The sequence below is a fragment of the Pseudomonas boreofloridensis genome (assembly GCF_030580795.1).
Lineage (GTDB): Bacteria > Pseudomonadota > Gammaproteobacteria > Pseudomonadales > Pseudomonadaceae > Aquipseudomonas > Aquipseudomonas boreofloridensis.
On record NZ_JAUQOQ010000008.1, the window covers coordinates 88,212 to 101,908 of the forward strand.

General features: G+C 65.4%; 9 protein-coding genes. 3 read left to right on the forward strand and 6 right to left on the reverse strand.

Going from position 1 to position 13,697, the window contains the following annotated elements:
- Positions 1–111: 111 nt before the first annotated feature.
- Complete coding sequence (locus Q6A47_RS12080) at positions 112–1,017, reverse strand: LysR family transcriptional regulator (protein WP_295486705.1); 906 nt, start codon at positions 1,015–1,017, stop codon at positions 112–114.
- Between the two features lie 209 nt (positions 1,018–1,226).
- On the opposite strand from Q6A47_RS12080, the gene Q6A47_RS12085 reads away from it, so the two are divergent.
- The 3 genes from Q6A47_RS12085 (at position 1,227) to Q6A47_RS12095 (ending at position 7,703) form a co-directional block, all read left to right on the forward strand.
- Positions 1,227–2,411: an aminotransferase class III-fold pyridoxal phosphate-dependent enzyme gene (locus Q6A47_RS12085; RefSeq protein ID WP_304484421.1), complete on the forward strand. Its 1,185-nt coding sequence runs from the start codon at positions 1,227–1,229 to the stop codon at positions 2,409–2,411.
- 287 nt (positions 2,412–2,698) lie between these two features.
- A complete protein-coding gene (locus Q6A47_RS12090) occupies positions 2,699–4,840 on the forward strand; it encodes a putative bifunctional diguanylate cyclase/phosphodiesterase (RefSeq protein WP_304484422.1) in 2,142 nt (713 codons plus the stop codon).
- A gap of 76 nt (positions 4,841–4,916) precedes the next feature.
- Positions 4,917–7,703: an RHS repeat-associated core domain-containing protein gene (locus tag Q6A47_RS12095; RefSeq protein ID WP_304484423.1), complete on the forward strand. Its 2,787-nt coding sequence runs from the start codon at positions 4,917–4,919 to the stop codon at positions 7,701–7,703.
- Positions 7,704–7,718: 15 nt separating this feature from the next.
- Here Q6A47_RS12095 and Q6A47_RS12100 read toward each other — a convergent pair whose 3' ends face one another.
- The 5 genes from Q6A47_RS12100 to Q6A47_RS12120 form a co-directional block, all read right to left on the reverse strand.
- Complete coding sequence (locus Q6A47_RS12100; protein ID WP_304484424.1) at positions 7,719–8,651, reverse strand: carbohydrate kinase family protein; 933 nt, start codon at positions 8,649–8,651, stop codon at positions 7,719–7,721.
- 35 nt (positions 8,652–8,686) lie between these two features.
- Positions 8,687–10,177 (reverse strand): xylulokinase, encoded by a 1,491-nt coding sequence (gene xylB / locus Q6A47_RS12105; protein WP_304484425.1) that lies wholly within the window; start codon positions 10,175–10,177, stop codon positions 8,687–8,689.
- A 14-nt stretch (positions 10,178–10,191) separates the two neighbouring features.
- Positions 10,192–11,667: a mannitol dehydrogenase family protein gene (locus Q6A47_RS12110; protein ID WP_039582785.1), complete on the reverse strand. Its 1,476-nt coding sequence runs from the start codon at positions 11,665–11,667 to the stop codon at positions 10,192–10,194.
- Positions 11,668–11,678: 11 nt separating this feature from the next.
- Entirely contained in the window at positions 11,679–12,785 is a 1,107-nt protein-coding gene (locus Q6A47_RS12115; protein ID WP_304484426.1) for an ABC transporter ATP-binding protein, read from the reverse strand.
- A gap of 70 nt (positions 12,786–12,855) precedes the next feature.
- Entirely contained in the window at positions 12,856–13,689 is an 834-nt protein-coding gene (locus Q6A47_RS12120; protein ID WP_039582787.1) for a carbohydrate ABC transporter permease, read from the reverse strand.
- Positions 13,690–13,697: the final 8 nt, after the last annotated feature.

Below are 13,697 nucleotides of genomic sequence, written 5' to 3' on the forward strand. Positions count from 1 at the left end.
GAGGATTTCCCGCCAGGATGGTGGGACGATAAGGATGTCAGGGAAACAGTCTGGATAACCCCGCTTCGGCGGGGTTTCCTTCGTCTGGGGTTTTTATTTTCCACGCGCGTCCTACGGCATCGCGCCATGTCGGGCGTCAGTTTCTTCCTCCAGCACTGTTCGCAGCAGCTCCACCGAGGCCTGCTGACGTTGTGCATCGCGAAACACCAAACCGACCTTCAGCGGCACCCGTGGCTCGCTCAGCGGCTTCCACAGCAGCGCCTGTTCGTCTTCGGCCGCTTCCTTCGCCCGCCCAGGCAGAATGGTCGCCAACGCAGTGTTGGCCAGGCTGTCGAGGATCCCGCCCATGTTGTTCATTTCCGCCTGAACCTGTGGCCGACGCCCAAGATTGGCCAGTTGCGCCTGCCAGATCTGGCGGATCTGGAACTCTTCGCCCAGCATCAACAGCGGCAGCTCGGCGGCCTGGCGGATCGAGACTTTCTTGAAGTCCTTCAACGGGTGGGTGTTGGGGATGACCAGTTGCAGTTCATCTTCGTACAGCAACTGACCGTGCAGCCCCGGCTGGCGCGGCGGCAGGTAGCTGATGCCGATATCCAGGCTGCCGTTGAGCAGCCGCCGCTCGATCTCCAGGCCCGACAGTTCATAGATCTGCACCACGAGATGCGGCTGCGCCCTGCGCAGCTTTTCCAGCAGTCGGGGCACCAGGCTCGGGCGCACGGTCTGCAGTACGCCAATGGCCAGGGTGCGCAGCGATTGCCCTTTGAAACCGAGCATCGCCTCCTGGGCGCGTTGCAGGCCGTCGAGCAGCGGCAGCGCGTGGTTGTAGAGGGTGTGCGCGGCCAGAGTCGGCAACAGACGCTTGTTGCTGCGTTCGAACAGGCTCAGGTCGAGGCTGTGCTCGAGCTGGCGGATCTGCTGCGACAGCGCCGGTTGCGACAGCGACAGTCGCTCGGCGGCTCGGCCCACATGGCCTTCTTCATACACCGCGACGAAATAACGCAGTTGGCGAAAATCCATAAGATTCACTTATCGAAAAAGCTGGGAAAACGAAATGGCCCCGGCGCGCCGAGACGCCTAGTCTAGCGCCGTCAATCAGCAGGATTAAGTGAACGATAGGCTTGATCTTGATGGTGATGAGTATTCGTTTTCGATAGGCAGAGCAAAACAACGACCTGCGGCCCAGACCGAGGCGCCTTGCCTGCATGCCTGAATGCCGTGGAGCCACCATGAACCTGTTCAAGCGGCGTCGCCCGACGCTCGCCGTTGTCGAGTCGCGCCAGGCGCAGCGTGGCCAAACTGCAGCGGTAGTGCCCAACGTGTGTGCCCGGGCCTTCGTACGCGGCCAGGGTTCCTGGCTGTGGGACGACCGTGGACATGCCTGCCTGGATTTCGACCAGGCGGGGGCGATGAACAGCCTGGGGCACAGCCCGCCAGTGCTGGTCAACGCGCTCGGCGCTCAGGCCCAGGCCCTCATCAATCCCGGCCATCATTTCGCCAGCGCGCCCGCGCAGGCCTTGATCCAGCGCCTGTGCCAGGCCACCGGCAGCGATCAGGCCTGGGTGCTGGACAGCAGTGCCCAGGCCTGCGAAGACGCGCTCAGGCTCGCCCGTGAGTGGGGCAGACGGCACCGCGGCGGCGCCGAAGGCATCATCACCGCCGGCCGGACCCGCGGGACGGGTTTGAGTCAGGTGCCGTTCAACGACCTGGCGGCGCTGCACGCGCAAGTCGACTCGCGCACCGTGGCCATCATGCTCGAACCGCTCCAGGCTGACGCGGGCGTGATTCCGGCGAGCCGAGACTACCTGCTCGGCGCCGAGCAGCTTTGCCGCGAACTCGGCATCCTGCTGATCCTCGACGAGACGCAGACCGGCAGCGGCCGTTGTGGAGCGTTGTTGGCCGAGCAGACGTATGGCGTGCGTGCCGATATCGTCATTCTCGGCAGTGGCCTGGGCAGCGGTGTGCCGCTGGCCGCCCTGCTGGCACGCGGCACCGCCCTCTGCACCGAGGCGTGCGCCACGCCCATCAGGCAGGCCGATAACGCCTTGATGAGCGCGGCCGGGCTGGCGGTGCTCGATACCCTGCTCGCGCCGGGTTTTTTCGACCAGGTGCAGGACAGCGGCCGTCACCTGCGCGATGGCCTGAGCCGAGTGGCGCGGCGCTACAGCCACGGCGAGGTGCGTGGCCAGGGCTTGCTGTGGGCGCTGCACCTGCGTGAGGCCCAGGCCCAGGCACTGGTCGAGGCCGCCTTGGGCGAAGGCTTGCTGCTCGCTGCGGTGAAACCTGACGTCGTGCGCTTTTCCCCGGCACTGGATGTCAGTCGCGGCAATATCGACGACATGCTGCAGCGTCTGGCGCGATCGTTCGCCCACCTGCAGCCTCGTCAACAGCGCTTTGGTGAAGCATTCGGCTGATTTTTGATTGTCAACGAACCGTCTGGCGTATCTGCGCATCGCCCCTGATCTGCTGTGTTTGGTCAGGGGCGTTTTTTTGCCTGTCGCGGGTGTCCCTTCATCTGGATAGCCGCCACCGCCCAATACCCTCGTAAAGCCCATTCCATCGGCCCTGCAGGGCTCCGTTGATCGGCTATTCTCATTTAATTCATTGATAGCGAACTGATTGCATCGCTGACAGTGAACTCCGCTGCCGAGTCGACATCGGATCCAACTACAAGACAAAGACGTTCGCGAAGAGAAGTGGCATGGATGGAGCTCAATACGCGGCACCGCAAGGCAGCTCCGTGCTGCTGGTAGTCGATGACTACCCGGAAAATCTGATCACCATGCGCGCCTTGCTGGCCGGCCAGGATTGGCAGGTGATCACCGCAAGCTCAGGCAGGGAAGCCCTGAGCGCACTGTTGGAACACGAGGTGGACCTCGTCCTGCTGGACGTGCAGATGCCCGGCATGGACGGTTTCGAAGTCGCTCGGCTGATGCGCGGCAGTCAGCGCACGCGCCTCACGCCGATCATCTTCCTCACCGCCAACGAGCAGAGTCAGGCCGCTGTGCTCAAAGGCTACGCCAGCGGGGCGGTGGACTATCTGTTCAAACCGTTCGACCCGCAGATTCTCAAGCCCAAGGTGCAGGCCATTCTGGAGCAGCAGCGCAACCAGCGCGCGCTGCAACGCTTGAGCCAGGCGCTGGAGGCGGCGCATGCGTTCAATGCGTCGGTGCTGGAAAATGCCGCCGAGGGCATTCTGGTGGTGGACGACTGCGGCACCATCGGCTTCGCCAACCCGGCCATTTCGCGGCTGCTCCAGGTGCCGGTGGCGCGCTTGCGCGGTGCCCATGTGCTGGACCTGATCCAGTTGCCCAGTGCTGCGCTGTGGCGCGACTCGGACTTCTACCACGCCTACCTGAGCCGGGAGATCTTCCGGGTCCACGATGCCCAATTGCGTACCCCAGCCGGTTCGCTGATCCCGGTAGCGCTGTCCTGTGCGCCATTGTCGGTCGAGCAGAAGGCCATGGTGGTGACGGTGCTGGATATGTCGGTGGTGAACAGCCTGCACCAGCAACTGGAGCATCAGGCGGTGACCGATCCCCTGACCGGCCTGCTCAACCGGCGCGGTTTCTATCAGACCGCCGAAGCTGCGCTGGTGCGCAACGAGCGCGCAGACAAGGTCCAGGCGCTGATGTACATGGACCTCGACGGCTTCAAGCAGATCAACGACACGTTTGGGCACGAGGCGGGCGACCGTGTACTGCGCTGGGTCGCCGAACAGCTCAGGGACTGTCTGGGCGCCCAGGCGCTGCTCGGGCGCATGGGCGGTGACGAGTTCACCGCGTTGTTCGACGGCTTGCCCTATCCGGAACAGGCAGGTCGCTATGCCGAGGCGCTGATCGAACGCATGTCCAGTTGTCCGCAGGTTGACGGCCAGGACGTGTGCCTGGGCATCAGCATCGGCATTGCCACCTACCCCGACTGCGGCGCCACCGTCGAAGGCCTGCTGCGCGCAGGCGACACGGCGATGTACTCGGCCAAGCGCGCCGGTCGCCAGCAGTACCGCTTCTACGCCCAGGAGCTCAATGGCCGGGCCCGCTCGCGGCTGATGCTCGAAGACAGCGTGCGCACCGCTATCGATCATCAGGATTTCACCTTGGTCTACCAGCCCCAGGTCGGCTTCGCCGATGGCCATCTGCGTGGCTTCGAAGCCTTGCTGCGCTGGCAGCACCCGAGTGTCGGCGACGTGCCGCCGGGGCTGTTCATCCCACTGCTGGAGGAGGCGCACCTGATCCATCGCCTGGCCAGTTGGATCTACGGCAAGGGCGCTGCCCAGCGCCGGGACTGGCAGCACGTGTTCGCCGACGATCTGGTGCTGGGCATCAGCTTGAGCCGCGCCCAGTTCACCCAACCGAACCTGGTCGACGAATTGCGCCGGGCCATCGAGGAACACGGGCTGGCGCCGGCGCAATTGGAAGTGGAGGTGGCGGAAACCTCGCTGATGTATGACATCGACGCCGCCGCAAAGCAGATCAAGCGCCTGCGCGAGTTGGGGGTGCGCGTGGCGCTGGATGACTTCGGCGCTGGCGACTGTTCGCTGCGCATGTTGCGCGACTTGCCCATCGACACCCTCAAGCTCGATCGCCACCTGGTCGCGCGCTTGCCCGAGTCGCTGGCCGATGCAGCGTTGGTGCGCAGTGTCATTGCCCTGTGCGCCGACTACACCATCACCGTGATCGCCGAAGGCGTGGAAACGACGGCGCAGGCGCAGTGGTTGCGCGACAACGGCTGCGCCTACGTCCAGGGTTTTCTGGTGGCACGGCCGATGATGGCTGCCGACGCCCAGGGGGTCTCGTCGGTGTATGCCTGGCCGTCGACGTACTTACCGTCGCCCACGACCTGACAAAACTGCTAGTTGCCGTTCTCTGTGGCGCGGTCGACTGTGTGGCCGATGACACGCCAAATCCAGGAAGCAGGGCATGGGCGGCGAACTGTTCCATCAAACACCTTCGGTCAGGGTTTACGACAATCGTCGTCTGCCCGTGCGTCAGATCGAGTACTACCGGTGCGAGGCGCTGACAGCCGCCGCCGAGATCCGTATTACGCGTCACGGTTACGGCCCAGCGGGCTTGCCGAGCCAGATGGTTGATCCGCGTTTGCATGCTGCCGGTCGGGCCAACTTCCTGTATCGACAGGGGTTGGCTCGGCAGACCCTGCGGGTGCAGAGTGCCGATGCCGGTACTCGGCTAACGCTTGACGACTGCGCTGGGCGGGGGCTGTTCGCGGTCAGCCAGGTGGGCGTCGGCACGGCCGATCAGGACGATTTCACGCAAGCGGTGATGCACCGCCGGGTCTATGAGTTACCCACGCAGGCCGGTCGGCTACTGAGCGTCAGCGAGCAGGTGGTCGGAGCGCCAGCGCGGGTCAGCGAACGCTTGTGCTATGCCGGGCACGCCGCTGCGGACAAAGACCGTAATCTGTCGGGCGATCTGGTGAGTCACTACGACCCTGCCGGGCGGCTCAGCACGCAGGGCAAGGCCCTGGTGGGGACGCCGACCTGTGTGTCACGGCAGTTGTTGCGCGAGGCCGACGACGTTGATGTCCACGCCGACTGGCGCGGCGATTCAGCCCAGGACTGGGACCGTCTGCTGGACACCGATGCCTACCGCACGTGCAGCGGCAGCGACGCCACGGGCAGGACGCTGTGGTCGCTCGATTGTGCCGGGCATCGGCAGCGCAGCGCTTACGATGTGGCGGGCGCGCTCAACGCGACGTGGCTGACGCTCCAGGGCACGCCCGAGCGCGCAGTCGTGACCTCGGTAAGCTACTCGGCGCAGGGCCGCAAGCTGCGCGAGGCCCATGGCAATGGTGCGGTGACGGTTTATCGTTATCAGCCCAGAACGTCCTGGCTCGCGTCGATCCAGACCCTCCGGCAGGCGGTGCCGCAGCAGCGCTATTGGGCGCTGGACTATCGCTACGATCCTGTCGGGAACGTGATTGGCACGAACAATGACGCCGAACCGACCCGGTTCTGGCGCAACCAGCGCGTCGCCGCCGAGTGCGAGTACCGCTACGACAGCTTCTACCAACTGGTCTTCGCCAGCGGTCGGGAAATGGTCAATGTCGGGCGAGAAGGCAATCTGTTGCCTGAGGCGCTGGTACCGCTGCCGGTGGATGACTCGCTCTACACCCGATATACGCGGCGTTTTACCTACGACAGCGCGGGCAACCTGATCCGCATCCAGCACAGCGCGCCAGCGACCAACAATCATTATGTGACGGCAATCACCGTGAGTCCTCGCAGCAACCGCGGTGTGTGGGATGTGCTGTGCGAGGAGCCGGAGGGCGTGCAAGCGCTGTTCACTGCCGGGGGCGAACAACGGGCGTTGCTGCCGGGACAAGGGCTGGCCTGGACGGCGCGTGGCGAGTTGCAGCAAGTGTCGGGAGAGGGTGTGGAGCACTATCGCTATGACGCAGGCGGGCAGCGTGTGCTCAAGGTCTGCGGACAGCGGCAGGGGCGTTCGCTGAAGCAACAGCACGTGGTTTACCTCCCGGGCGTGGAGTTGCATCTTGAGTGTGCCGCCGGTGATGTTAAGGAGCGTGTGCACGTTGTGGTGATGGGCGAGGCAGGTAACGCTCAGGCACGGGCCGTGCGTGGCCTGTCGCAAGTGCCGGAGCGTGTCGATAGCGACGACATTCGCTATGGCTATGACGACGTGATCGGCAGTGTCGGGTTGGAGCTCGATGCCGTGGGTGAGGTCATAAGCCGTGAAGCGTTTTACCCGTTTGGTGGAACGGCCAGTTTGGCCGCGCGTCATCAGATCAAAGCAACCAATAAAGCGGTTCGGTATTCCGGGCGAGAGCGGGACGCGGGGGGGCTGTATTACTACGGCTATCGGTATTATCAACCCTGGACGGGGCGTTGGCTGAGTGCGGATCCGGCAGGGGTCGTCGATGGGGCCAATCTATACGCCATGGTGCGAAATAGCCCCGTAACATATTTCGATGCCGCAGGCTTGCGCGTGATGAGCATGAATCTCGATCAAGGGCGAGGTGATCTCGTTTATGGATTGTCCGATCCCCGTCATAACTATCTGAGGGTCGCGATAGAGGGGTATCGAGGGTTGGAGGATGACGCTGCGTTGACCATTGATCACTACAACATAGCCGTCGCTAAAGCCGTGCGCATTGAAGCCTTGGTAAAGTTCAAACTGCCAGAGAACGCTTCACCACACCAACTACTAAGGGCGGCAGCTCCGGGCACTGGAAGTCTCGCGGTCGCTCGGGAGACGTTTGGGACCTATGTGCATTGGGACAGCTATCTTACGGCGGGCGAAAAGAATCCGAAGTTTAATATTCCAAGCATCTATGAGAGCGTAGCCACGCAGTGGGGAGCCAGTAGATTTCACTATTGGATACAGGATGATATCGGCCCGTTGTTACTTTGGAAGCGGGGATCCAAACTGGGTCTTCAAATGGCAACCAATCAGGCAGGACCTAAGATCCACTTTGTCCTTGACGACCTGAGTGAGTCGGCCGTTATCAATAAAAGAGGTGAATTCGGATGGTCCATTACAGCCAGCGAGTTGCGCTATGCGTTTCGTAACAGAGCGGCGCTAGCGGGGCAGATTCATTTCTACAAGGGTGGTTGGGAAGTTCCAGCGCCTTGGCACACGGCGCCGTGGCGGTGGAGCGCTTACAAACCGCATTCAGAGCGCAGAGGCCGATATGCACGCTGGCAGTCATTGCGACGCGAACGTAGCTGATGGCGTAGCCTTTGATTAAAGCTCCCGGGCAAATGGCAGATCCGGCCCCACCCGCGAACAGGTGATGGCCGCCGCGCGAATGGCGAACTCGAGGAGGTCGTCGATCGCTTCGCGCGTCAGCGCCGCCAGTGCTTGTGGACTGTCCGCGTTCAGCGTGGCCAGACCACCCAGCACCGCCGCCTGAAAGGTATCGCCCGCGCCGACCGTATCGCGCAGGGGCCGCGAGGTGTCCGCCGGGCGCTTCCATGAGCCCTGCGCCGTGTGCGCGCTCGCGCCGTTTGCCCCGTGGGTGACGAACACCAGCCGACAGCGCGGGCTGAGCCAGCCCTGTGCCACCTCGGCGGGATCGCGCTGCGGGTAGAGCAGGGTCAGGTCTTCCTCGCTGGCCTTGATCAGGTGGGCATGCGCGGCGAATGCCTCGACCTGGCGGCGCCACAGCGCCACGTCGGGCTGCGTGTTCAGGCGTACGTTGGGGTCGAGGCTGATCAGCCGCCGCTCGCTTTCACGCTGCACCAGCGCCAGCAAGGTGTCCGCCACCGGCTGCACCACCAAGGTGTAGGAACCCACATGGATGCCGCGTACCTGACCGTCCAGCACAGGCAGGTGCTCCAGGCGCACCTGACGGTCGGCGCAGCCGTCGCCACGGAACTGGTACTGCGCCGAGCCATCGGCGTTCAAACCGACCATGGCCAGGGTTGTGGGCGCCTCGCTGACGACCAGATGGCTGCAATCGACCTGTTCCTCTTGCAGCACCCGACGCAGTCGCGCGCCGAGATAGTCGCTGGACAGGCCGCCGAACAATGCCGACTGCGCGCCGAGGCGGCGCAGGCCGACCGCGACGTTGAACGGCGAGCCGCCGGCAATCGCCTTGAAATCCAGCTCACTGCTGCGGGGACTGTCCGCCTGGCTGAACACATCGAACAGCGCTTCGCCACAAACCAGATACATGAAGGTCTCCGAGCAAACATGAATGAGGGCCGCGCTCAGCGCGCCGGCAGGTGCGCCCGATAACGTTGGTAGGCGGTCTCGAAAGCCGCCTGTTGTGCGGGCTGTGGCTCGGTCCGGGTGCTGGGGTCGAGCGCTACGCAGCGCTCGACCAGCGTCGGCAGGTCGTCCCCGCTGCCCAGTTGACGCCCCAGGCTCCAAGCCGCCTGAATCGCCGCACCGAGCGCTGCGGCTTCGGTCTGGCGCGGGCAAACCAGCGGCACGCCGAGCAGGTCGGCGAGGGTCTGGCGCCACAGCGGGCTCTTCGCCGCACCGCCGACCAGGCGAATTTCCTGGCCCAGCAGGCCGACCTCGCGCAGCAGGTCGAGCCCGTAGCGCAGGCTGAAGCACGTGCCCTCCAGCACCGCCCGGCACAGGTTGGCGCGGGTGAGGTTGGCGCTGGTCATGCCCAGCAGGCTGGCGCTGGCGTCGGGCAGCGCCGGCACCCGCTCGCCATCGAAGAACGGCAGCATCAGCAGTCCGCCGGCACCGATTGGCGCCTGGCCAGCCAGTTCGCCGAATTGCTGCAGGTCCAGTTGCAGCAGGTCTTGAATCAGCGCGCAGGCACCGGTCAGGTTCATGCTGCAGATCAGCGGCAGCCAGCCGCCGGAAGACCCGCAGAAGGTGGCGACTTCGGCCTGGGGACTGATCTGCGCCAGGTCGGTGTGCGCGACGAGGGTACCGGAGGTGCCCAGGCTCAAGGTGATGAGGCCGGGGCGGATATTGCCCGTGCCGAGGGCGCCGAGCATGTTGTCGCCGCCGCCGCTGGCGACCCAGGTGCTGGCGTCGAGCCCAAGCGCCTGGGCCGCTGCTGTCTGCAACGTGCCGATGCAGTCACCCGACGCCACCAGTTGCGGGAGCGCCGCCGCCAGGCGCGTGCCGGGTTCGACCAGCTCCAGTACATCGGTGGCCCAGGCGCGTTGGCGCACATCGTAATAGCCGGTGCCGGACGCATCGCCCGGCTCGGTGCAGGCGCGGCCGGTGAGCCAGTGATTGAGGAAGTCGTGGGGCAGCAGCAGGTGTTCGGCGCGGGCGAACAGCTCGGGGTGGTGACGCTTGCTCCACAGCAGCTTGGACAGCGTGTAGCCCGGCGCGATCACCAGTCCGAGTCGCTCCAGCGAGCCGGCCGGTCCGCCCAGCGCCGCCAGCAGATCCTCGTTCTCGGCGCTGCTCTCGGTGTCGCACCACAGCTTGGCGGGGCGCAGCACCTGGCCCTGGCCATCGAGCATCACCAAGCCGTGCTGCTGGCCGGAGACGGCCAGCGCGCGAATGGCCGAGCCGGGCACACCGGCGCAAGCCAAGGCCTCGGCCACGGCCGTGCGCAAGGCCCGCAGCCAGTCCGCCGGGTCCTGCTCGCGGCGACCCTGCTCGCCCTCGGGCGGGGCATGCGCGGCGCTGCCCAGGCCCAGCACTGCGCCGCTACCGGCGTCGAGCACCAGGGCCTTGGTGCCCTGGGTGCCGCAGTCGATACCGAGAAATAGTCCGTCCATCGTCGCGCTCCGTGTCAGTCGCCCAGTACTCGGCGCAGGGTGTCGCTGACGCCGACCTCACGCAAGCTGTCGTAGAGACGCTCGAAGGCGACGACGAATTCGCGTGACGCCGGGATGGCCGTGCCGAAGAGGGTCTCGTCACCCAATACCCGTGCAGCCAGTCCGTCGCGCTGTACCACGCGGGCCTGGCACTGGGCGGCGCGGGGATCGGGAATGGCGTAGTGGTTGCCCTGTTCGTCCACGCCGCCCAGGTACAGCGCCCAGGCCGCGACCACCAGCGCCACGCGTTCCAGCGGCCGGCCGTCGGCGATCAGGCGGTTGGCGGTGGGCACGATGAACTTGGGGAATTTCGACGAGCCGTCCGAGCACACGCGCTCGAGCTGGTCGGCGATGGCGCGGTTGGCGAAGCGCTCGATCAGTGCTTCCTTGTAGTGCGCCAGTTCGATGCCCGGCACGGGTGCCAGCTGTGGCGTCACATCCAGGTCCATGAAGGTGCGCATGTAGCGGCGCAGGAGTGGGTCGGCCAGGGTTTCGTGGACGAAGCGGTAGCCCTGCAGAAAGCCCAGGTAGGTGAGGGCCAGGTGGCTGCCGTTGAGCAGCTTGATCTTCATCTCCTCGTAGGGCGTGACGTCGTCGGTGAACTGCACGCCGACCTTTTCCCAGGCCGGTCGGCCACTGACGAACTGGTCTTCCAGCACCCATTGCAGGAAGGGCTCGCAGACCACCGGCCAGGCGTCCTCGATGCCGTGTCGCTCGGCCAGTTGCTCGCGGTGGGCGGCGCTGGTCATGGGCGTGATGCGATCGACCATGGCGTTGGGGAAGCTGACGTGGCGGGCGATCCACTCGGCCAGGTCGGCGTCGAGCAAGCGGGCGAAGGCCAGCAGGGCCTTGCGCGCCACTTCGCCGTTGTGCGGAAGGTTGTCGCAGGACATCACCGTGAATGCCGCGCTGCCCGCTTCGCGTCGGCGTCGCAGCGCCTGGCAGAGGAAACCGAACACGCTGCGCGGTTGCTCGGGGCTGGCCAGGTCGTGCTGGATCGCGGGCAACTGGTCGAGGAACTCGCCGGTGCTGTCGTCGATGCAGTAGCCGCCTTCGGTGATGGTCAGCGAGACGATACGGATGGCCGGGTCGGCCAAAGTGTCGAGCAGCGCCGGGGCATCGTCCTCGGCCAAGAGCATGCCGTTGATCGCGCCAATCACGCGGACCTCGGTATCGGCTCCATCGCCCAGCTCGAACAGGGTGTACAGGTGGCCCTGGCTGGCCAGGGCATCGCGCATGGCGCGGTCTTCGCTGCGCAGGCCGGCGCCGCAGATCGCCCAGTCGTGGGCTTCGCCGAGGTTCATCAGGGCGTCGGTGTAGGCCGCCTGGTGGGCGCGGTGGAATCCACCGACACCGATGTGCACGATGCCCTGGCGCAGTTGCGCAGGGTCGTAGGTCGGGCGGGCGACGGTGGTTGGCAGTTGGTCGAGCGTACGCGGGTCGAGTTTCATCGGGAGTTCCTTCAGGCGGCCACTTGCAGGGGTTTGCTCAGCGCCTGGCCCTGGCTGTCGAACAGGTGGCAGTGCTGGGGATCGAGGTGCAGGTGCAGCGGCTCGCCGAAGGTCGGCGCGAAGTCGCCGCGCACCCGCACCGTGAGCATTTCTCCGCAGGCGCTGCGCACGTGGCAGTAACTGTCGCTGCCCAGCCGCTCGCTGACATCGGCGATCACCTGCAGAGCGCCGGGCTCACCGGGGCTGGCGATGTTCAGGTGTTCGGGGCGAATGCCCAGGGTCAGCGGACTGCCGGTGGCCAGCTCGCCGGCGCTCAGCGGCACGTCCAGGCGCGTCCCGCACTCCAGCGCCACTTCGCAGCGCTCGCCGTGATTGCGGCTCAGGTGGCCGCGCAGGAAGCCCATCTTCGGCGTGCCGAGAAAGCCTGCGACGAACAGGTTGGCCGGGTGGCGGTAGAGCTCCAGCGGTGAGCCGACCTGCTCGACGCGGCCGCCGTTGAGCACCACCACCTTGTCGGCCAGGGTCATGGCTTCGACCTGATCGTGGGTCACGTAGATCATGGTCGCGGCCAATTCCTTGTGCAGGCGCGACAGTTCCAGGCGCATCTGCACGCGCAGGGCGGCATCGAGGTTGGACAGCGGCTCGTCGAACAGGAAGATCTTCGGGTTGCGCACGATCGCCCGGCCGATGGCCACGCGCTGGCGTTGGCCGCCGGAGAGCTGGCGCGGCTTGCGTTCGAGCAGCGGTTGCAGTTCGAGGATGCGCGCGGCGTCCTCGACCTTGCGGCTGACCTCGGCCTTGGCCACCCCGGCCAGGTCCAGGGCGAACGACAGGTTCTTGCGCACGGTCATGTGCGGGTACAGGGCGTAGGTCTGGAACACCATGGCCAGGTCGCGCTTGGCCGGGGCGGTGTCGGTGATGTCGCGGCCATCGAGCGCGATGGTGCCGCTGCTGACCTCTTCCAAGCCGGCGATCAGGCGCAGCAGGGTCGACTTGCCGCAGCCCGACGGGCCGACGAACACCACGAACTCGCGGTCGTGAACGTCCAGGTCGATGCCTTTGATGATGGCGTGGCCATCGAAGCCTTTATGCAGGTTACGGATCTTCAGATCAGCCATGTCGAGTGCGCTCCGTGGCGGCAGGGGTTCGATTGGGGGGTGGGCTGCGCAGCAGCCGCACTGAGCCGTCTCATTTCACCGCTCCGAACGACAGCCCGCGCACCAGTTGCTTCTGGCTGATCCAGCCGAAGATCAGGATCGGCGCGCAGGCCAGGGTGGAGACGGCCGAGAGCTTGGCCCAGAACAGGCCTTCGGGGCTGGAGTAGGACGCCACCAGCGCGGTGAGCGGGGCGGCGGCCGACGAGGTGAGGTTGAGCGACCAGAACGCCTCGTTCCAGCACAGGATGAGTGACAGCAGTACCGTGGAGGCCAGGCCGCCGCGGGCGATCGGCAGCAGCACGCGGACGATCTCCTGCCAGGTGCCGGCCCCGTCCAGGCGCGCCGCCTCGAGGATGTCCACGGGGATGTCCTTGAAGTAGGTGTAGATCATCCACACCACGATCGGCAGGTTGATCAGGGTGTAGACGATGATCAGCGCCAGGCGCGAGTCGAGCAGGCCGAACTGCTTGGCCAGCAGGTAGATGGGCATCAGCACGCCCACTGGCGGCAGCATCTTGGTCGAGAGCATCCACAGCAAGGTGCGCTTGGTGTGGCGCGACTCGAAGAAGGCCATGGAATAGGCGGCCGGCACTGCGATCAGCATGCACAGCAGTGTCGCCGTGGCCGAGATCAGTACGGAGTTCCAGGCATAGGCGAAGTAGTCGCTGCGCTCGTTGATGTGCAGGTAGTTCTCCAGCGTCGGCTGGAAGATGAACTGCGGCGGCGTGGCGAAGGCGTCCAGTTCGGTCTTGAAGCTGGTCAGCAGCATCCAGAAGATCGGGAAGAAGATCACCAGGGCGATGCCCCAGCACAGCAGGCCGAGCAGCGCGTCGCGCAGGCGGCGGGTTTGCTTGAGTGTCAGCATGGCGGGCT

Coding starts and splice junctions, on each gene's coding strand:
- Q6A47_RS12090 (WP_304484422.1), top strand. CDS start 2,699: ATGGATGGAGCTCAATACGCGGCACCGCAAGGCAGCTCCGTGCTGCTG.
- xylB (WP_304484425.1), bottom strand. CDS start 10,177: ATGGACGGACTATTTCTCGGTATCGACTGCGGCACCCAGGGCACCAAG.
- Q6A47_RS12080 (WP_295486705.1), bottom strand. CDS start 1,017: ATGGATTTTCGCCAACTGCGTTATTTCGTCGCGGTGTATGAAGAAGGC.
- Q6A47_RS12115 (WP_304484426.1), bottom strand. CDS start 12,785: ATGGCTGATCTGAAGATCCGTAACCTGCATAAAGGCTTCGATGGCCAC.
- Q6A47_RS12095 (WP_304484423.1), top strand. CDS start 4,917: ATGGGCGGCGAACTGTTCCATCAAACACCTTCGGTCAGGGTTTACGAC.
- Q6A47_RS12110 (WP_039582785.1), bottom strand. CDS start 11,667: ATGAAACTCGACCCGCGTACGCTCGACCAACTGCCAACCACCGTCGCC.
- Q6A47_RS12100 (WP_304484424.1), bottom strand. CDS start 8,651: ATGTATCTGGTTTGTGGCGAAGCGCTGTTCGATGTGTTCAGCCAGGCG.
- Q6A47_RS12085 (WP_304484421.1), top strand. CDS start 1,227: ATGAACCTGTTCAAGCGGCGTCGCCCGACGCTCGCCGTTGTCGAGTCG.
- Q6A47_RS12120 (WP_039582787.1), bottom strand. CDS start 13,689: ATGCTGACACTCAAGCAAACCCGCCGCCTGCGCGACGCGCTGCTCGGC.